The organism is Stappia sp., from assembly GCF_040110915.1.
In the GTDB taxonomy this organism is placed as follows: Bacteria; Pseudomonadota; Alphaproteobacteria; order Rhizobiales; family Stappiaceae; genus Stappia.
Map to the genome: position 1 here is coordinate 2,189,856 of NZ_CP157793.1, position 17,370 is coordinate 2,207,225.

Sequence of the window (17,370 nt, forward strand, 5' to 3'; positions counted from 1 at the left end):
TCGTCTCCTCACGCGTTGCAAAAGGGCTGGAACTCGACAAGCGACCCGGCCGGCAGAAAGTCGGCATCCGCCGGAAGGAACATCAGGCCGTCCGCCTCGGCGAGGAGCCCGACACGGGCCGAATGCGTGGCATCCTCGAACCGGACGATCTCGCGCCCCTGGCCGTCGACCCCCTCGAGCGTCGCGGGCCGCAGTTCGCAGCGTCCCGGCTTGCGGCGGATCTCGTTCGCGGTGACGACATGGCGTCGCGTCGGGGCCCCGGGCGTCTCGCCGGTCAGGGCACGGATCAGCGCCATGCCGAAGACCTGCCAGGTCACGAAGGCGGCAACGGGATTGCCCGGCAATCCCAGCCAGGCCGCTTGTCCGATCCGCCCGAAGGACACCGGCTTGCCCGGCTTGATCGCCACGCCGCTGAACAGGATTTCACCCGTCAGAGCATCGACGGCGGGCCTGACGTGATCCTCGTCCCCGACGGAGATACCGCCCGTGGTGACGATCAGGTCGGCCCGCGCCGCCATGTCGGCCAGTTGTCCGGCAAGGCCGGCAGGAGTGTCCGCGCCATGGGCGGCGGCGACGACATCCACCCCGGCCGCGGCAAGGCTCGCCGTCAGCATCGGCGTGTTCACGTCCCAGATCTGCGCGGCCTCTCGCGGGCCGCCCGCGTGGCGCACCTCGTCGCCGGTCACCAGCAGCGCAACGCGCGGCTTGCGCCGGACACGCAGAACCCCGGCTCCCGCGGCGGCGCAGGCGGCAATGTCTCGCGGCCCCAGCCTGCGGCCCGTGTTCAGAACCCTCGCGCCCCGCGCCATGTCGCTTCCCGAGCGGCGAATGTTCAGGCCCGGCGCCGGACGGCGGGACAGGTGAATATGGTCCCCGTCGCGCAGGACCTCTTCCTGCATCACCACCGCGTCCGCGCCATCGGGGATCGGCGCGCCTGTGAAGATACGCGCCGCGCCGCCGCCGGCGACCGAGGTCGGTGTCGCCTGCCCGGCCGCAATGCGCGCCTCCACCCGCAGTTCCCAGGGCCCACGCCCCGTCAGGGCCGATGTCGCGACCGCATAGCCGTCCATGGCCGCGTTGTCGAAAGCCGGTGCGGGACACCGGGCGCGAACCGGCCGGGCGAGAATGCGGCCGGCGGCCTTGTCGAGCGCCACGGCCTCGGTCCGCCGGACCGGTGCGGCATGGGCCGCGATCCGGGCAAGGCCCTCGTCGATGCCGATCAGGGAGCGGAGCATGTCGCGACTGTCGCAACCGCAGCCCGGTGACGCGATGGCCTGGTGAACCGTCATTATGATGCCTCCTGCGTGGAATGCGGCGTCTGGAAGTGCCCCGGCCCGATGCTGCAGTCGAGATCGCGCAGCCGTCCGTCCTTCAGGCCGTAGATCAGGCCATGCACCCGGACATCCGCGCCGCGCGCCCATGCCCTTCGCAGGATCGGCGTTTCGCAGACGCGTCGCACGCCCTCGACCACGTTCAGTTCAGCCAGCCGGTCGCGCTGCGCCTCGAGGTCACCTTCGCGCCGCAGGTCGATCGCGTAGGCGCGGGCGAGACGCCGGATCGGTTCCAGCCAGTGATCGGCCAGCCCATGGGGCAGGTCTTCCGTCGCGGCCTTGACCCCGCCGCAGCCGTAATGGCCGCAGACGATGATCTCGCGCACGTTCAGCGCCTCCACCGCGAATTCCAGCGCCGACAGAAGGTTCATGTCAGAGGAATGAACGATGTTGGCGACGTTGCGATGGACGAACACCTCGCCCGGGTCGAGCCCTGCGACCACGTTGGCCGGAACCCGGCTGTCCGAACAGCCGATCCAGAAGAATTCGGGCGCCTGAAGGGTGGCGAGACGGCTGAAATACTCCGGCTCTTCGGCGGAACGTTGCTTCGACCACGCGGCATTGCGCGCAAGAAGGCTACTGAGCATCGCTCGTCTCCAAAACGTCTGGCGGCCCGCGTCTCGACCGCATGTGGTGCGACAGGGGCCGCCGATCCGCCGGGCTCGGCCGGGCGCGGGCAATCGGCGTCCGGCTTGCCGGTTCGTCGCCGCTTGCGCGCCGTGCCGGCCTTGACGGGGTCATCGCAGGACCTTTCGCGTGGTTCAGACCGGCGCGAGGCTGGCGCCGGAAATCTCCGCCTCGTCACTCAGGCGCGCCACGAAGTCCCGCGAGGCTCTGGCCCAGGCGGCCTTTTCCAGCGCCTCTGCGATCCTGGGGCGGACGGTGTCGTAGGGCAGGACCTGCCCCGGCGCGATGGCGTTCAGCCGGAGGATGTGCCAGCCGTGCCGCGACAGGACCGGCGCCGGGCTGACCCCGCCCTCCGGCAGGTCGCGGATGGCCGCCTCGAACTCGGGAACGGTGTCACCGGGACCGAACTGCCCCAGATGCCCGCCGGCGGTCTTCGACCCGCAGTCGCTTTCGCGGGCGACCTCGGCGAAGCCTTTCGCATCGCCGTCGAGCCGCGTGAGCAGCGTCTTCGCCCGGGCCTCGGCGGCGGTGCGCGCGGCCTCATCGCGCGGATCGCAGGCGCAGAGGATATGCGACACGTCCCACAGCGGCGGAGAGCGGTAGCGCTCCGGCCGCCTCGCCCATTCGGCGTGCACCGCCGCCTCGCTCACCGGCTCGATCTTGAGGGCCTCGTCCAGAAGGACGCGGATCAGCGCCTCCTCCTCCGTCTCCACCCGGCCCGGAGACAGTTCCTCGGGCTCGGCCGTTAGCCCGCGCCGCAGGGCCTCCTGCAGCAGAAGCGCCCGGATGATGAGCGCCTGCGCCGCCTTGCGCCAGGCGACCCCGGGCTTGTTTCGGGGAGCGCTGTGGTTCTGGGCCTCGGCGGCGATGGCGGTTGACGGGATGGGTTCGCCATTCACCACGATATCTCGGAAAACTGCGAGATTCATCGTCGTCACTCCGCCGTGGGTGTGGTCGATGGGGGGTGTTCGGCTTGCAGCCTGTCGAAGGCGCGGCGGCGCTCGCGAAGCGGGCGCTGCCGCCTCGAACGCACGATCTGATAGCCCGGCCGCGTCAGCAGATACCGGACCGGAGCGGCAAACCCCGACCAGATGTGGACGAGCCGCGTGAAGGGGAAGAGCGCGGTGATGATCAGACCGAGGAAGATGTGCAACTTGTAGAGCCAGTGCACGTTCACGACCGTGACCCAGGCGTTGATGTTCCAGCTCACCACGCTTTGCGACCATGTCATGAAGCGGACCATTTCCGCCCCGTCCATGTGCTGCAGGGTCTGGGTGATCGTCAGCAGGCCGATGGCCAGTTGCAGCCAGATCAGCACCATGATCAGGATGTCGGGAAAGGTCGATGTCACGCGGATGCGCGGCTCGACGAGACGACGGTGGAGCAGCATGGTCGACCCGATCAGGGCCGCGATGCCGGCCGGACCGCCGATCAGCACCGCCATCCATTGCTTGAGCGCATAGGGAATGCCGAAGGCATCCAGCACCCGGATCGGCGTGAAGAGGCCGACCAGATGGCCGAAAAACACCGTCAGGATGCCGACGTGGAACAGGATCGACCCCCAGAACAGCTGCTTGCGGCGCAAGAGCTGACTTGAGGAACTCTTCCAGGTGAAGGGGTCCCGTTCGTAGCGGACGATCGATCCCACCACGAAGATCGTCAGCGCGACGTAGGGCATAACCCCGAAGATCACGAAATTGATGTCGAAACCGCCGAACATGTCACGCGCTCCTGGTCATGGGCTTCTGTGCGGGCCCGTCCATCGCCGCGAGCATGTCGCGGACCTGGGGACAGCCGGCTCCGGGGTCGGGTCCGAAGGTGACTTCGGTTTCCTCCCACACGGCATCGAGCGCCGCGAGGTCGGTCGGATCGTCGTCGGGGCGGGCAAGCATGTCGGCCACCGCCTCGGCGTCCGCCCGCGTTCCGCCGAGCTGCTGAAGAGCGGCGAACGCGGCCGCGTAGTCGCTCTCGCGCCGGACGAGCCGGGCGCCCAGCGCGTCGAGAATATGCGCGGCGTCCGCCAGGATCTCCCTCGCCTCCCGCGCCGGGCGCGAGGCGAGGAATTCCAGCAGCACCGGCAGGTGATCCGGCAGTTCCGGGGTGGCGGGCTCGAACCCGCCCTCCCGGTACGTCTCGATCAGGCTGACCATCGCGCCGCCCCGGTCCCGGCTTTCGCCGTGCACATGTTCGAAGAGGTTCAGCGACAGCGTTCGCGACCGGTCGAAGAGCATGACGTAGCGCTCTTGCAGATCGTAGAGGTCGGCCCGTGCAAATCCGTCCGCCAACGCGGACAGCGCGTCCCGCGTCACCGCGTCGATACGCGGATCGGCGCCCAGAACGGCCCCGATCTCGGGCATCGTCCGCTGAAGTTCGCGCGAGGGATAGCTCAGGATCAGCGACAGGGCCTTGAGGCTGCGGTCCATCATCAGAAGGTCTCCTGCGGAAGGGCGGATTTCTTCTTCTTCCCGCCGAACAGGGTGGTCTTGCCGAAATCGCCGGTGGAGCATCCGTTGCCGTCGGTGAAGCCGCAGCCGCCGCGGATGTCGGCGCCCTCCTCGTTCTGTTCGCGGTGGGTCGTGGGAATGACGAAACGGTCCTCGTAGTCCGCGATGGCCATGATCTTGTACATGTCCTCGATCATCCGGCCGGACATGCCGACCCGGGCGGCGATCGCCTCGTCGCGCACGCCATCCATGCTGAGCGAGCGCATGTAGAGACGCATCGCCGACATGCGTTCCAGCGCGTGAACGATCGGCTCCTCGTCGCCCGCCGTCAGCATGTTGGCGAGATAGGTCACCGGAATGCGCAAGCTGCGCACGTCCGGCATCTGGTCGCTCATGGCGATCTGTCCGGCCTGGGCCGCATTCTGGATCGGGGAAAGCGGCGGGATGTACCACACCATCGGCAGGGTCCGGTATTCCGGGTGCAGCGGGAAGGCGACCTTCCAGTCCATCGCCATCTTCCAGACCGGACTGACCTTCGCCGCCTCGATCCAGTCCTCCGGCACGCCGTCGCGACGGGCGGCGGCGATCACCTCCGGGTCGTTGGGATCGAGGAACACGTCCATCTGCGCCCCGTAGAGATCGGTCTCGCGTTCGGTGCTGGCCGCCGCCTCGATCCTGTCGGCGTCATAAAGGATCACGCCGAGATAGCGGATGCGGCCGACGCAGGTTTCCGAACAGACCGTCGGCTGCCCGGACTCGATGCGCGGGTAGCAGAAGGTGCATTTCTCGGATTTGCCGGTGTCCCAGTTGTAATAGACCTTCTTGTAGGGACAGCCGGAAATGCACATCCGCCAGCCACGGCATTTTTCCTGGTCGATCAGGACGATGCCGTCCTCCTCGCGCTTGTAGATCGCCCCCGAGGGGCAGGACGCGGTGCAGGTCGGGTTGAGGCAATGCTCGCAGAGCCTCGGGAGATACATCATGAAGGTGTTCTCGTACTCTCCGTAGATCTCCTTCTGCACGTTCTCGAAGTTGTAGTCCTGCGACCGTTTCGAGAATTCGCCGCCGAGAATTTCTTCCCAGTTCGGGCCCTTCTCGATCTTCTCGATCCGCTCGCCGGTGATCTTCGAGCGCGGGCGCGCGGTCGGGAAGGCCTGCATCTCCGGCGCGGACTTCAGATGGTCGTAGTCGAAATCGAAGGGCTCGTAGTAATCGTCGATCTCGGGCATCGAGGGGTTGGCGAAGATATTCGCCAGGATGCGCCACTTGCTGCCCTGTTTGGGGTGCAGCTTGCCGGAGGCCGAGCGCACCCACCCGCCGTTCCAGCGTTTCTGGTTCTCCCAGTCGGTCGGATAGCCGGTGCCGGGCTTGGTCTCGACATTGTTGAACCATGCGTATTCGACACCGTCGCGGCTGGTCCACACGTTCTTGCAGGTGACGGAGCAGGTGTGACAACCGATGCATTTATCGAGGTTCAGAACCTTGCCGATTTGTGCGCGAACTCTCATTCCGCTGCCTCCACGTTCCGGGTTGCGGACCGGCCTGCGGGGGTGTCGAGCCAGTCGATCTTCTGCAGTTTCCGCACGATCACGAACTCGTCGCGGTTGGCTCCCACGGTCCCGTAGTAGTTGAAGCCGTAGGAGAGCTGCGCGTAGCCGCCGATCATATGCGTGGGTTTCAGGGTCGCGCGGGTGACGGAGTTATGGATGCCGCCGCGATGGCCGGTCTTTTCGGACCCGGGCGTGTTCACGATCTTTTCCTGCGCGTGGTACATGAACAGCGTGCCCTGCTTGATCCGCTGGGACACCACCACCCGCGCGGTGAGCGCGCCGTTGACGTTGTAGGCCTCGACCCAGTCGTTATCGACGAGCCCCGCCTTCTGCGCGTCCACCTCGGACATCCACACGACCGGCCCGCCCCTGTTCAGGGTCAACATCAGCAGATTGTCGGTATAGGTGCTGTGGATGCCCCATTTCTGGTGCGGCGTGATGAAGTTCAGCACCACATGCGGGCTGCCCTCGGCCGCGTCGCTGTTGACGGCGGCGGTGATGGTCTTGAGGTCCACCGGCGGGCGATAGCCGACGAAACCCTCGCCGAAGGCCCGCATCCATTCGTGATCCTGATAAAGCTGCTGGCGCCCCGTCAGCGTGCGCCAGGGGATCAGTTCGTGGACGTTGGTGTAGCCGGCGTTGTAGCAGACCTCCTCGCTCTCGATGCCCGACCAGGTGGGGCTGGAGATGATCTTGCGCGGCTGTGCGGCGATATCGCGGAAGCGGATCTTGGTGTGATGGGCCCCTTCCGCAAGATGCGCGTGGCGGCGTCCCGTCGGCTTTTCCAGCTCCTGCCAGGCCTTGACGGCGACCTCGCCGTTGGTTTCCGGCGCCAGCATCAGGATCATCTCGGCCGCGTCGATGGCGGTTTCGAGCTTCGGCTGCCCGTGCGACACGCCCTCGTCCCGGACCACGCCGTTCAGGTTCCGCAGGTGTTCGACCTCGGCCCCGGTCTCCCAGGTGATCCCCTTGCCGCCGTTGCCCAGCTTCTCGAGCAACGGTCCGACGGAGGTGAACTTCCTGTAGAGGTTGGGATAGTCGCGCTCGACGGCGATGTAGTTCGGCGCGGTCTTGCCCGGGATCAGGTCGCATTCGCCCTTCTTCCAGTCCCGCACATGCGCCTGCGCCAGTTCCGCAGCGGTGTCGTGCAGCAGGGGAAGCTGGACGATGTCGGTCTCGACTCCCAGGACCTCGGGCGCGACGTCCGAAAACTTGCGGGCGATCGACTTGAAGATCTCCCAATCCGACCTGCTTTCGTAGGCCGGATCCACCGCCGCCTGCAGCGGGTGGATGAACGGATGCATGTCGGAGGTGTTCAGGTCGTCCTTCTCGTACCAGGAGGCCGTCGGCAGGACGATGTCGGAGTAGACGGCCGTCGTGGACATGCGGAAGTCGATGCAGACCAGCAGGTCGAGCTTGCCCTGCGGCGCCTCGTCATGCCAGCGGGCCTCCTTCGACCTCACGGCACCTTCCTCGCCGAGGTCCTTGCCCATCACGCCGTGATCGGTGCCGAGCAGGTGCTTGAGGAAGTACTCGTGCCCCTTGCCCGAGGATCCGAGCAGGTTCGAGCGCCAGACGAACAGGTTGCGCGGCCAGTTTTCGGGTGCATCCGGGTCCTGGCAGGACATTTCCAGCTCGCCGGACATCAGCTGTTCGGCAACGTAGTCCCTGACCTCCTTGCCGGCTTTCTTCGCGGCCCTGGACACCTCCAGCGGGTTGGTCTTGAGCTGCGGCGCGGAGGGCAGCCAGCCCATCCGCTCGGCCCGGATGTTGTAGTCGATCAGGGAGATATCCCAGTCGCCCTCGGGCGCCGTCGGTGACAGGATCTCGCCCGCGCGCAGCGTTTCGTAGCGCCACTGGTCGGTATGGGCGTACCAGCAGGAGGTCGAGTTCATGTGCCGCGGCGGACGGTTCCAGTCCAGCGCGAAGGCGAGCGGCTGCCAGCCGGTCTGCGGGCGCAGTTTCTCCTGCCCCACGTAGTGCGACCAGCCGCCGCCTTCCTGGCCGATGCAGCCGCACATCACCAGCATGTTGATGATGCCGCGGTAGTTCATGTCCATGTGGTACCAGTGGTTCAGACCGGCCCCGAGGATGACCATGGACTTGCCGCGGGTCTTCTCCGCGTTGGAGGCGAATTCGCGGGCCACCGCGATGATCTTCTCACGCTCCACGCCGGTGATCTTTTCGGCCCAGGCCGGGGTATAGGGGCTGTCGTCGTCGAAATCCTTCGACACCCAGTCGCCGCCCAGACCGCGATCGAGGCCGTAGTTCGCACAGAACAGATCGAAGACCGTGGCGACCAGCGCCTCCTGACCGTCGGCCAGTGTCACCCGGCGCGCGGGGATGTTGCGGGTCAGGACATCCGGGTGGCCGCATTTCACGAAATCGCCCGTGGCCGCGCCGCCGAAATAGGGGAAATCCACCCCCACGACCTCGTCATGATCCTCCTCCAGGATCTGGCTCAGCCGCAGCCTGGTTTCGGCGCCGTTGGCCCGCTCTTCGAGGTTCCATCTGCCCTCTTCGCCCCAGCGGAACCCGATGGACCCGTTGGGCGCGACGATCTGCCCGGAGGCCTCGTCATGGGCAACCGTCTTCCAGTCGGGGTTGTTGGCCTCGCCCAGATTGCCGTCGAAGTCCTCGGCGCGCAGCATCCGCCCCGGCACCAGTCGGCCGTCCTTCTCGTCGAGGCGCACCAGCATCGGCATGTCGGTGTATTTGCGGGCGTAGTCCTCGAAATACTCCGCCTGCCGGTCCAGATGGTACTCGCGCAGGATGACATGGCCCATCGCCATGGCGAGTGCTGCGTCGGTGCCGGCCTGCGGGTTCAGCCAGATGTCGCCGAACTTGGCGGCTTCCGAATAGTCGGGGCTGACCACGGCGGACTTGGTGCCGCGGTAGCGCACCTCGGTGTAGAAATGCGCGTCGGGGGTGCGGGTCTGCGGCACGTTCGAGCCCCAGAGCATCAGGAAGCCGGCATTGTACCAGTCGGCCGATTCCGGGACGTCGGTCTGTTCGCCCCAGGTCTGGGGGCTGGCCGGCGGCAGGTCGCAATACCAGTCGTAGAAGGACATGCAGGTGCCGCCGAGCAGGCTCAGATAGCGCGAGCCCGCGGCGTAGCTGACCATCGACATGGCCGGGATCGGCGAAAAGCCGAACACCCGGTCGGGGCCCCAGGTCTTCGCCGTGTGGGCATTCGCGGCCGCGACGATCTCGGTCGCCTCGTCCCAGGTGGCGCGGACGAAGCCGCCCTTGCCGCGCGTCCTGGTGTAGGAGGCACGCACCTCCGGATCGTTCTGGATCGCGGCCCATGCGGCCACCGGCGTCATCGTCTCGCGCATCCTGCGCCAGGCGCGCATGAGGCTGCCGCGGATCAGCGGGTTTTTCACCCGGTTCGCGGAATAGAGATACCAGCTGTAGGAGGCGCCGCGCGCGCAGCCGCGCGGTTCGTGGTTCGGCAGGCCGGCCCGCGTGCGCGGATAGTCGGTCTGCTGGGTCTCCCAGGTCACGATGCCCGATTTGACGTAGATCTTCCACGAACATGACCCGGTGCAGTTCACCCCGTGGGTGGAGCGCACGACCTTGTCGTGGCGCCAGCGGTTCCGGTAGGTGTCCTCCCAGTCGCAGTTCTCGCGGGTGGTCTGCCCCCAACCGCCCGAGAACTGCTCGAGCTCCTTGCTCTGGAAGAAGTTCAGTCTGTCGAACAGATGGCTCATTGTGCTGTCCTTTCGGCTGTCTGGATCTCTGCGACGGTGCGCGCCGTCCGCCTGTCCGGCCGGGTCATTGTGCTGGCTGGGCTGCGGCGCCCATGGCGCCCCGGCCGCGCTCGATGTCGTGCAGCAGCCCGCCGGGGCGCGTGTAGACGACCCAGGTGATCCCGACGCAGATCGCGTAGAAGATCAGGAAGCCCCAGAGCGCGCCCACGGCCGACCCCGTCATCGCGATCGAGGTGCCGTAGGCCTTGGGGATGAAGAAGGCGCCATAGGCCGCAATCGCCGAGGTGAAGGCGGTGATCGCGCCCGATTCCATGGCGATCTGCCGCTTGCGCTCCTCGACGCCGAGCTCCGGCATCAGGTGCGGCACCTCGCGCCCCATGATCACCGGGATCATCTGGAAGGTGGAGGCATTGCCGACGCCGGTCAGGAAGAACAGCGCCATGAAGCAGGCGAAGAAGCCGACGAAGGACCCGACGCCGAGGAAGACGATCACGCCGAAGGTGGCCGCGATCATGGCCGCGAAGGTCCAGAAGGTCACCCGCCCCCCGCCGAAGCGGTCGCTGATCCAGCCGGTCGCGGCCCGGCTCAACGCGCCCACCAGCGGCCCGAGAAACACGTAGTTGAGCGCGTTCACCTCGGGAAAGGCCAGTTTCGTCAGCAGCGGGAAGCCCGCCGAATAGCCGATGAAGCTGCCGAAGGTGCCGGTGTAGAGGATGCACATCAGCCAGTTGTGCGTGCGGCTGAAGATCACCGCCTGATCGGCGAAGCTGGCGCGTGCATCCGCGATGTCGTTCATGCCCAGCCAGGCGGCGACGGTGGCCGCGAGGATGAAGGGCACCCAGACGAAGCCGGCGTTCTGCATCCACAGTTGCCCGCCGTCGGACATGGTCTGCGGCTGCCCGCCCAGCGCCCCGAAGACCCCCGCCGTGATGACGATCGGCACGAGGAACTGCATGACCGAGACGCCCAGGTTGCCGAGCCCGGCGTTCAGCGCCAGCGCGTTGCCCTTCTCGGCCTTCGGGAAGAAGTAGCCGATGTTGGCCATCGAAGAGGCGAAGTTGCCGCCGCCGAAGCCGCACAGGAGCGCCAGCACGAGAAAGATGAGGTAGGGCGTCTCGGGGTTTTGCACCGCGTAGCCGATGCCCATGGCCGGCAGCAGCAAGGACGCGGTCGACAGGGTCGTCCACAGCCGTCCGCCGAAGACCGGCACCATAAAGCTGTAGAAGATCCGCAAGCTCGCGCCCGAAAGGCCCGGCAGCGCCGCCAGCCAGAAAAGCTGGCCCGGCGTGAAGTCGAAGCCGATGGCAGGCAGGCGTGCCACCACGACCGACCAGACCATCCACACGGAGAACGCAAGCAGCAGCGCCGGGATCGAGATCCACAGGTTGCGGCGCGCCACGGCCTGCCCCTTCTCGTTCCAGAACGCGGCATCCTCGGGCCGCCAGTCCTGCAGCACCCGCGGCATGACGGTTTTGCCCGGAACATGGATATCCTGCATCTCCGGCAGGCTCGGCAGGTCGTCGAGCGCGGGACCGTGGGCCGCCCGCTCCATGGCGCGGATCGACAGATGCATCCAGGTGAGCGCAATCGCGACAAGCCCGAACAGGATCGCGAAGCAGGAGGTATAGATGCCGGTCAGATCCAGCGCGGCGCCGAAGACGATCGGCAGGACGAAGCCTCCAAGCCCCCCGATCATGCCCACCAGGCCGCCGACCGCGCCGACGTGTCTGGGGTAGTAGACGGGGATGTGCTTGAACACCGCCGCCTTGCCGAGGCTCATGAAGAAGCCGAGCGCGAACAGGACGACGATGAACGGCCAGAAGCCCATCATGGTCGAAAAGGCGATCGGTCCGTCCTTGCCCTGCACGATGTAGGCCGTCGGCGGATAGGACAGCATGAACAGCAGGACCAGCGAGAAGCCGAAGGTCCAGTACATGACCTGACGGGCTCCGAACTTGTCGCTGAGGTGGCCGCCATAGGCGCGGAACAGCGAGGCCGACAGGCTGAAGGAGGCGGCGGCCATGCCCGCCGTCTTCACGTCCACGCCGTAGACGTCGATCAGGTAGTGCGGCATCCACAATGCGAGCGCAACGAAGGCGCCGAACACGAAGAAGTAGTAGAGCGAGAAGCGCCAGACCTGAAGATTGCGCAGCGGCGCGAACTGCTCCGCCAGCGAGGGCGCCTTCGCCCCTGTCCTGCGCCGCTCGACCAGTTCGGGATCGTCCTTGGCCAGCAGGAAGAACAGGACGCCGACGATGGCCAGCCCGAACGCCCAGACATAGGCGACGCCGTGCCAGCCATAGGCGACCAGGACGAAGGGCGCGATGAACTTGGTCACCGCCGCGCCGACATTGCCCGCACCGAAAATCCCGAGCGCCGTGCCCTGGTGGCCCGCGTCATACCAGCGGCTGACATAGGCCACGCCGATGATGAAGGATCCGCCGGCGAGCCCGATGCCGAGAGCCGCGATCAGATACATGATGTAACTGTCGGCCAGGGTCAGGGCCCAGGTCGCCAGGGCGGTCAGGATCATCTGGCCGGCAAACACCAGCCGGCCGCCGTATTTCTCCGTCCAGACACCGAGGAACAGGCGGGTGATCGACCCGGTCAGGATCGGCGTGGCGACGAGAAGGCCGAACTGCGTGTCGTTCAGGCCAAGCTCGTCCTTGATGGCGACGCCGATGATGGAAAAGATCGTCCAGACCGCGAAACAGGCGGTGAAGGCGATCGTGCTCAGACCCAGTGCGCGGTTCTGATCGCGGCTTGAGACTGCGGCTTCGGTCTGCATGTCGGACCCCCGGCAAGACATGTGTTCCCCCCTCGATGGGGCGTCCTGCCAGAGGTGCAGCCGGAGCCGCCTCGATCGTTTGATCTAGATCATGAATCAGCGGAAAGTGCTGTGAAATAAATAGGTTACAGGAAAAAGTCATCCATGCCGGGATGGATGATCAAGGGGCGACCCGACAAGCATCAAACCGGCAATTGACTTCCATCAATCGATCTGTCGACATTTGCCAAGCGTGGAGCGACCGAGGAAAAACATGCCCGATTCAGAGTACCAGGACATTCGAAGCCTCGATCTCTTTTCGCAGATGGCGGATGAGAATTTCAAAGCCCTGATGCGTGGCGCCTATGTGCAGAATTTCCCCGAACAGATCGAACTGATCACCGAAGGGGAGCCGAGCGACTTTCTTCACGTCGTCATTTCCGGCTCCGTCGATCTCTTTTCGGCCTGGAATGGCCGCGATACCAGCATGGCGACGGTCCGTCCGATTTCGACCTTCATCCTTGCCGCGACCATCAAGGACGCGCCCTATCTGATGTCGGCGCGCACGCTCGAGAAAAGCCGCATCGCGCTGATCCCCAGTCAGGACGTGCGCGCGATCTTCGACGCCGACGGCAGCTTCGCCCGTGCGATCGTCACCGAGCTGGCGCAATGTTATCGCTCCGTCATCAAGTCCCAGAAGGATCTCAAGCTCAGAACCTCGCTCGAGCGGCTCGCCAACTATCTGCTCAGGCAACAGAAGTATTCGGGCGGAGGGGCCGTGTTCGAGCTTGATTTCGAAAAGCGTCGGCTTGCGTCCGTGCTGGGGATGACGCCGGAAAACCTGAGCCGCGCCTTCAAGGGCCTTCAGCCCTATGGCGTTCTCGTCAACGGCACCCGCATCACGATCAACAACCAGTCGGATCTGGAACGCTTCGCCAAACCGAACCCCTTGATCGATGACTTCTCAAGCTGACGGACGAACCGCGACGAGATCGCCGCCCGTCACCGCCGAAGGCCCCTGGAAAGATATCCCGTCAACCTGACGCCGGGCCCGGGACATCGAGACGCTGCAATCCGGAGTAATCAGGAGCGATCAGGAACGTTCAGGGCAGCGGGCTGACGCCGAAGAGCACGGGATGGGCCCACAGGAGCGCGGCGTAGAGGACGCCGCCGGCCACCAGCCGCGCAATCATCCCCCCTGACACGCGCCGGGGCAGCAGCGGTGCATCGGCCACCGCCGACCGCAGGCGCTGCCAGTCCGCCCCCATCTCGCGACGCTTGCGTCGGTCGATCAGCCGGCCACCCAGAGCCGCGAAGGCGGCGAAGGTGCCGAAGAGGATCACATGGGCCAGATCCCCGTTCGGCACGACATGGGCCGTCGCCCAGAGCGCAAGCGCCAGAAGCAGCGGATGACGCGACCACCGGACGAGGCCGGGTCTTTGCGGATCGAACAGGTCGTTGCGCGCGCCGCCGAAGGAGAACGGGTTGGGCCGGGCGATGGAGAACGCCAGGATCAGGCACACGCCCCCCATGATCGCCAGGGGCACATGGGTCTGCCACGGCGCCCGGTCCCAGAGCGGCCAATAGGGCGCGCGCGCCGCCGCCCCGATCAGCCAGGCAAGACCAGCCAGCGACAGCGCGGAATAGACCAGCGTGAACCCGACCTCCCCCAGACGCGCCTGCAAGAGGGGCCGCAGCGGCGGGCGCACCGGCAGGGAGTGCGACAGTAAGAACACGACATAGGCCGCGACGAACTCAAGCCATGCCATGGACGTGCCCTTCAGGCGCGTCCGGCGTCGGGACGGCGCAGCAACGGCGTCCCATAGGCGACAGCGAAGCCCCCGAAGGCGAGGATCCACGACACCCCGGCCACCATGTTCAAGGCCCCCGAATACGCGGGCCACAGGCCGCCCGCGACACGCGCGAACACGGACAGGACCAGCGCCGCGTAGATCGCGACCGTGCCCGCCCCGGCCGTCAGCTCCCGCCCGGTGTGTCCGAGCGTTGCCCGCGTCATGATCGCCAGCGTCATCAGCCCGATCGCGCCCGCCATCCACAGATGCTGCGCCCCCGCCATCCCGAGGGAGCCCGGCGCGAGGATTTCCAGCGCCAGCGCCAGCGCGCCCAGCGGCACGAAGGCATAGCCCGCATGCAGCACGCTCAGCAGCGGTTCGGCCAGCGTCCGGCGCCCCGCCCAGCGCGCCAGCCGCGCCGCATGCAGCCCCCCGGCGACCGCAAGCGCCAGACCCGTGACAACGGACACAGGCAGGACGACCCACACCGCCAGCGCCACCAGCAACGCAACCAGCGCCGCCTTGTCGAAGGCTTGCATCGGCGGCACCGGAAGCCCGGCACTGCGCCGCTTCACCAGCCAGTTTCGTGTGAACGACGGCACCACGCGCCCGCCGATCACGGCAATCATCATGACAGAAGCGCCCAGTCCCAGCCGCAGACCGTATCCTTGCGCGGCGAAACCGCCGCGCGCGGCCTCCCAATGGAACAGCGCGTTGCCGAGAATGAAGACCCCGAGCATCGCCAGCACGATCAGGTTGCGCCAGGTCTTGCCCGCCACGATTTCACGCCCGATCGCGAGGGCGAACACCACCGGAAAGGCCAGGTCGAGGGCGGCGACGAGCCCGGCCGGCAGGGCGCTCGAGACGGCGATGGCTCCGCGCCCGACGAGCCACAGCCCGGCGAGTGTCGCCAGCCGCCAGCCCACGATCGGCAGCCGCCCGGTCCAGTTCGGCACCGCCGTCAGCAGAAAGCCCGCGATCACGGCGCCCAGATAGCCGAAGAGGAATTCGTGCGCGTGCCAGCCGACCGGATCGAAGGCGGTGGGGAGCGTCAGGTCCCCCGACAGCATCGGCACCCAGAGCGCCATGGCCAGCGCGGCCCAGACCGCCGCGCCGAAAAAGAACGGCCGAAACCCGAAGGTCAGGATCGCGGGGCCCGTCCAGGCGCGCATCTGCTCGGTCGTGGTGGTCATCTGTGGGTCCTTGAGTCCGGCCTCGTCGCCGCGATGCCGTCCTCGGTCAGGATCAGGTCGAGCGGAACATCATGGGGTTGCGGATAGATCGTGGGCAGGCGCGCGGCTGCGAGCGCGATGCCGATGGTGACGGGCGGCGGGGTCAGCACCGCGAGCGTCCGGTCGAAATAGCCGCCACCCCAGCCCAGCCGATAGCAGCCGTCCGTCCACCCCAGGCAGGGGGCCAGCGCGATGTCGGGCGTCAGCACATCGGCGTCCGACGGGGGCACGGGGATGTTCCAGTCGCCGCGCACCAGTTTCGACCCCGGCGTCCAGCGCCGAAAGACCAGCGGCGCCGCGCGGGTTTCGACCACGGGCAGCGCGATGGTGACGCCCGCGCGATGCAGTTCGGTCAGACGCGAGCGCAGATCGGGCTCCCCCTTGATCGGCCAGTAGCCGGACAGCACGAGCCCCTGCCCTGTCCCGCGTTCGGCGATCACCCTGCCCAGATGCTCGCCGACCATCACCGACACCAGCGCCCGCATGGCCTGACCGAGGCCGTCCCTCAGCCCGGCGAGCCGTGTCCGCTCCGCCCGGCGCCACCGCGCGACATCGCGCGCCTGCCCGGGATCGACGGCGAGCGGGTCGAAATAGGCGGCGTCGACCTCCGCCGCCATGCAGGGCGGCGAGGCATATGTCCCGAAACCGGTCATCTCGGGGGCTCCAACCAGGGGAAACGCACATCGCTGTCCAGCCGGATGCACTCATCAAACAGCTCGCCGAGAGCACGGCGGGCGCCTTGGCGGAGTGCGGGCAAGCGGATCGGCTCGCCCTTCCCCCGTGTCGCCACCCCCTCGCCGACCAGGACGGCCAACCCGGCCTGCACCCGCAGGTGCAGGCGATCCGAAGCGTGGCGGCGCGCTTCGCGGGCGCAAGCCACGTCCATGATGTCGCGGATGGGGGCCGCTTCGCTCATCGTGCTCCTCGCGCCTCAGCTCAGGTTGCGAACGGCGCCCGGACCGCCCCTCGCCGCCTCGGCGGCACTGTTCAGCGAACGCGCGATGCGCTCGGCGCGCGCGATCACATGCGCGGCGCCTGCCGGCGTGCAGATCTCCCGCGCGGTCTCACGGAACAGGGCAAGCCACCGCTCGAAATGCGTCGCATCGACCGGCAACCGCGCGTGGGCGGGCACCGGCCGCCCGTGATAGCGCCCGGTCATCAGCGCGACCGAGGACCAGAAGGCCACCAGGCGGTCCAGATGCGCCGCCCAGTCGGTGATCCGCGCCTCGAAGATCGGCCCGAGCACCGCGTCGCGGCGTATCCGGTCGTAGAAGCGCTCCACGAGCGCGCGCAGGACCCGCTCATCGAGGCCCGTCTCGATCATGATGGCCTCGGTCATCTCCGGCCGGGCCGAGACGATGTCTGGTCGGGACGCGTGCGGCATCATCGGTTGCTCCGGCATTTCACCCTTGCAACGCAGCCTATATCTGCTAATCGGTATTGTAAATACCAATTCAAAGCGGGAGCCGGCGATCGTGCGTCTCACCTCCTTCACGGACTACGGCCTGCGCATGCTGATGCGCATGGCGAGCGAGCCGGAGCGCGCCTGTTCGTCGGCCGAACTGGCCGACGAGTTCGGCCTGTCGCGCAATCACCTTGCGAAGATCATGCAGCGGCTTTCCCGTGGCGGACTGATCGTGACACGGCGCGGCGGCGGCGGCGGCGCCGTGCTCGCCAAACCGCCGGGCGAGATCCGCCTCGGCGCGATCGTGCGACTGCTTGAGGAAGACCAGCCACTGGTTGAATGCTTCGCGGCCGACGGCGGCGCCTGCTCCATCGACGGACAGTGCCGCCTCAAGGCGCGCCTGCGCTCCGCGCAAGCCGCCTTCGTGACGGATCTCGACCGCTCCACCCTTGCCGATATCGCCCTGCGACCTGCCCCTGCGGCCTGACCTCCCACGGTCTTGCACCTT

At 67.0% G+C, this 17,370-nt stretch carries 15 protein-coding genes; 2 read left to right on the forward strand and 13 right to left on the reverse strand.

Translation table 11 applies throughout. The features are described 5' to 3' along the window. Positions 1-8: 8 nt before the first annotated feature. The 8 genes from glp to ABL312_RS09620 form a co-directional block, all read right to left on the reverse strand. The gene (gene glp, locus ABL312_RS09585; protein WP_349361161.1) at positions 9-1,289 is read right to left on the reverse strand and encodes a gephyrin-like molybdotransferase Glp; all 1,281 of its coding nucleotides are present in this window, start codon (positions 1,287-1,289) and stop codon (positions 9-11) included. Continuing rightward, entirely contained in the window at positions 1,289-1,918 is a 630-nt protein-coding gene (locus ABL312_RS09590; RefSeq protein ID WP_349361162.1) for a carbonic anhydrase, read from the reverse strand. Before ABL312_RS09590 ends, glp begins: the two co-directional genes overlap by 1 nt. 174 nt (positions 1,919-2,092) lie before the next feature. Then, positions 2,093-2,887, reverse strand: coding sequence for a peptidylprolyl isomerase (locus tag ABL312_RS09595; RefSeq protein WP_349361163.1), 795 nt, complete (start codon positions 2,885-2,887; stop codon positions 2,093-2,095). Positions 2,888-2,892: 5 nt separating this feature from the next. Further along, positions 2,893-3,678 carry a respiratory nitrate reductase subunit gamma gene (gene narI / locus ABL312_RS09600; RefSeq protein WP_349361164.1) on the reverse strand — a complete coding sequence of 262 codons (786 nt, stop codon included), beginning with the start codon at positions 3,676-3,678 and terminating at the stop codon, positions 2,893-2,895. A gap of 1 nt (position 3,679) precedes the next feature. Then, complete coding sequence (gene narJ / locus ABL312_RS09605; RefSeq protein WP_349361166.1) at positions 3,680-4,384, reverse strand: nitrate reductase molybdenum cofactor assembly chaperone; 705 nt, start codon at positions 4,382-4,384, stop codon at positions 3,680-3,682. Then, positions 4,384-5,910 carry a nitrate reductase subunit beta gene (narH, locus tag ABL312_RS09610; RefSeq protein WP_349361167.1) on the reverse strand — a complete coding sequence of 509 codons (1,527 nt, stop codon included), beginning with the start codon at positions 5,908-5,910 and terminating at the stop codon, positions 4,384-4,386. The genes narJ and narH overlap by 1 nt, the downstream gene beginning before the upstream one ends. Beyond that, entirely contained in the window at positions 5,907-9,665 is a 3,759-nt protein-coding gene (locus tag ABL312_RS09615; protein WP_349361168.1) for a nitrate reductase subunit alpha, read from the reverse strand. The genes narH and ABL312_RS09615 overlap by 4 nt, the downstream gene beginning before the upstream one ends. Before the next feature lie 64 nt (positions 9,666-9,729). Then, on the reverse strand, positions 9,730-12,453 hold the full coding sequence (locus ABL312_RS09620; RefSeq protein ID WP_349361169.1) for an MFS transporter: 2,724 nt from the start codon (positions 12,451-12,453) through the stop codon (positions 9,730-9,732). 253 nt (positions 12,454-12,706) lie between these two features. Here ABL312_RS09620 and ABL312_RS09625 point away from each other — a divergent pair, with 253 nt between their 5' ends. Then, entirely contained in the window at positions 12,707-13,405 is a 699-nt protein-coding gene (locus ABL312_RS09625) for a helix-turn-helix domain-containing protein (RefSeq protein WP_349361170.1), read from the forward strand. Positions 13,406-13,535: 130 nt separating this feature from the next. Here the strand turns inward: ABL312_RS09625 and ABL312_RS09630 are convergent, their stop codons facing one another. The 5 genes from ABL312_RS09630 to ABL312_RS09650 are packed head-to-tail and all read right to left on the reverse strand — an operon-like array spanning position 13,536 to position 16,844. Further along, positions 13,536-14,201, reverse strand: coding sequence for an NnrU family protein (locus ABL312_RS09630; RefSeq protein WP_349361171.1), 666 nt, complete (start codon positions 14,199-14,201; stop codon positions 13,536-13,538). A gap of 11 nt (positions 14,202-14,212) precedes the next feature. Continuing rightward, positions 14,213-15,418 (reverse strand): NnrS family protein, encoded by a 1,206-nt coding sequence (locus ABL312_RS09635; protein WP_349361172.1) that lies wholly within the window; start codon positions 15,416-15,418, stop codon positions 14,213-14,215. After that, a complete protein-coding gene (locus tag ABL312_RS09640) occupies positions 15,415-16,110 on the reverse strand; it encodes a 5-formyltetrahydrofolate cyclo-ligase (protein ID WP_349361173.1) in 696 nt (231 codons plus the stop codon). The genes ABL312_RS09635 and ABL312_RS09640 overlap by 4 nt, the downstream gene beginning before the upstream one ends. After that, on the reverse strand, positions 16,107-16,373 hold the full coding sequence (locus ABL312_RS09645; RefSeq protein ID WP_349361174.1) for a hypothetical protein: 267 nt from the start codon (positions 16,371-16,373) through the stop codon (positions 16,107-16,109). Before ABL312_RS09645 ends, ABL312_RS09640 begins: the two co-directional genes overlap by 4 nt. Before the next feature lie 15 nt (positions 16,374-16,388). Continuing rightward, positions 16,389-16,844: a group III truncated hemoglobin gene (locus ABL312_RS09650; protein ID WP_349361175.1), complete on the reverse strand. Its 456-nt coding sequence runs from the start codon at positions 16,842-16,844 to the stop codon at positions 16,389-16,391. An 88-nt stretch (positions 16,845-16,932) separates the two neighbouring features. Between ABL312_RS09650 and ABL312_RS09655 the strand changes: the two genes are divergently transcribed. Then, positions 16,933-17,349, forward strand: coding sequence for an Rrf2 family transcriptional regulator (locus ABL312_RS09655; protein ID WP_349361176.1), 417 nt, complete (start codon positions 16,933-16,935; stop codon positions 17,347-17,349). Positions 17,350-17,370 lie beyond the last annotated feature (21 nt).

Excerpts from the sequence above, each read along its gene's own strand:
- ABL312_RS09595 (WP_349361163.1), bottom strand. The coding sequence starts at position 2,887 with ATGAATCTCGCAGTTTTCCGAGATATCGTGGTGAATGGCGAACCCATC.
- ABL312_RS09630 (WP_349361171.1), bottom strand. The coding sequence starts at position 14,201 with ATGGCATGGCTTGAGTTCGTCGCGGCCTATGTCGTGTTCTTACTGTCG.
- ABL312_RS09620 (WP_349361169.1), bottom strand. The coding sequence starts at position 12,453 with ATGCAGACCGAAGCCGCAGTCTCAAGCCGCGATCAGAACCGCGCACTG.
- ABL312_RS09650 (WP_349361175.1), bottom strand. The coding sequence starts at position 16,844 with ATGATGCCGCACGCGTCCCGACCAGACATCGTCTCGGCCCGGCCGGAG.
- narH (WP_349361167.1), bottom strand. The coding sequence starts at position 5,910 with ATGAGAGTTCGCGCACAAATCGGCAAGGTTCTGAACCTCGATAAATGC.
- ABL312_RS09590 (WP_349361162.1), bottom strand. The coding sequence starts at position 1,918 with ATGCTCAGTAGCCTTCTTGCGCGCAATGCCGCGTGGTCGAAGCAACGT.
- glp (WP_349361161.1), bottom strand. The coding sequence starts at position 1,289 with ATGACGGTTCACCAGGCCATCGCGTCACCGGGCTGCGGTTGCGACAGT.
- ABL312_RS09615 (WP_349361168.1), bottom strand. The coding sequence starts at position 9,665 with ATGAGCCATCTGTTCGACAGACTGAACTTCTTCCAGAGCAAGGAGCTC.
- narI (WP_349361164.1), bottom strand. The coding sequence starts at position 3,678 with ATGTTCGGCGGTTTCGACATCAATTTCGTGATCTTCGGGGTTATGCCC.
- narJ (WP_349361166.1), bottom strand. The coding sequence starts at position 4,384 with ATGATGGACCGCAGCCTCAAGGCCCTGTCGCTGATCCTGAGCTATCCC.
- ABL312_RS09645 (WP_349361174.1), bottom strand. The coding sequence starts at position 16,373 with ATGAGCGAAGCGGCCCCCATCCGCGACATCATGGACGTGGCTTGCGCC.
- ABL312_RS09635 (WP_349361172.1), bottom strand. The coding sequence starts at position 15,418 with ATGACCACCACGACCGAGCAGATGCGCGCCTGGACGGGCCCCGCGATC.
- ABL312_RS09640 (WP_349361173.1), bottom strand. The coding sequence starts at position 16,110 with ATGACCGGTTTCGGGACATATGCCTCGCCGCCCTGCATGGCGGCGGAG.
- ABL312_RS09625 (WP_349361170.1), top strand. The coding sequence starts at position 12,707 with ATGCCCGATTCAGAGTACCAGGACATTCGAAGCCTCGATCTCTTTTCG.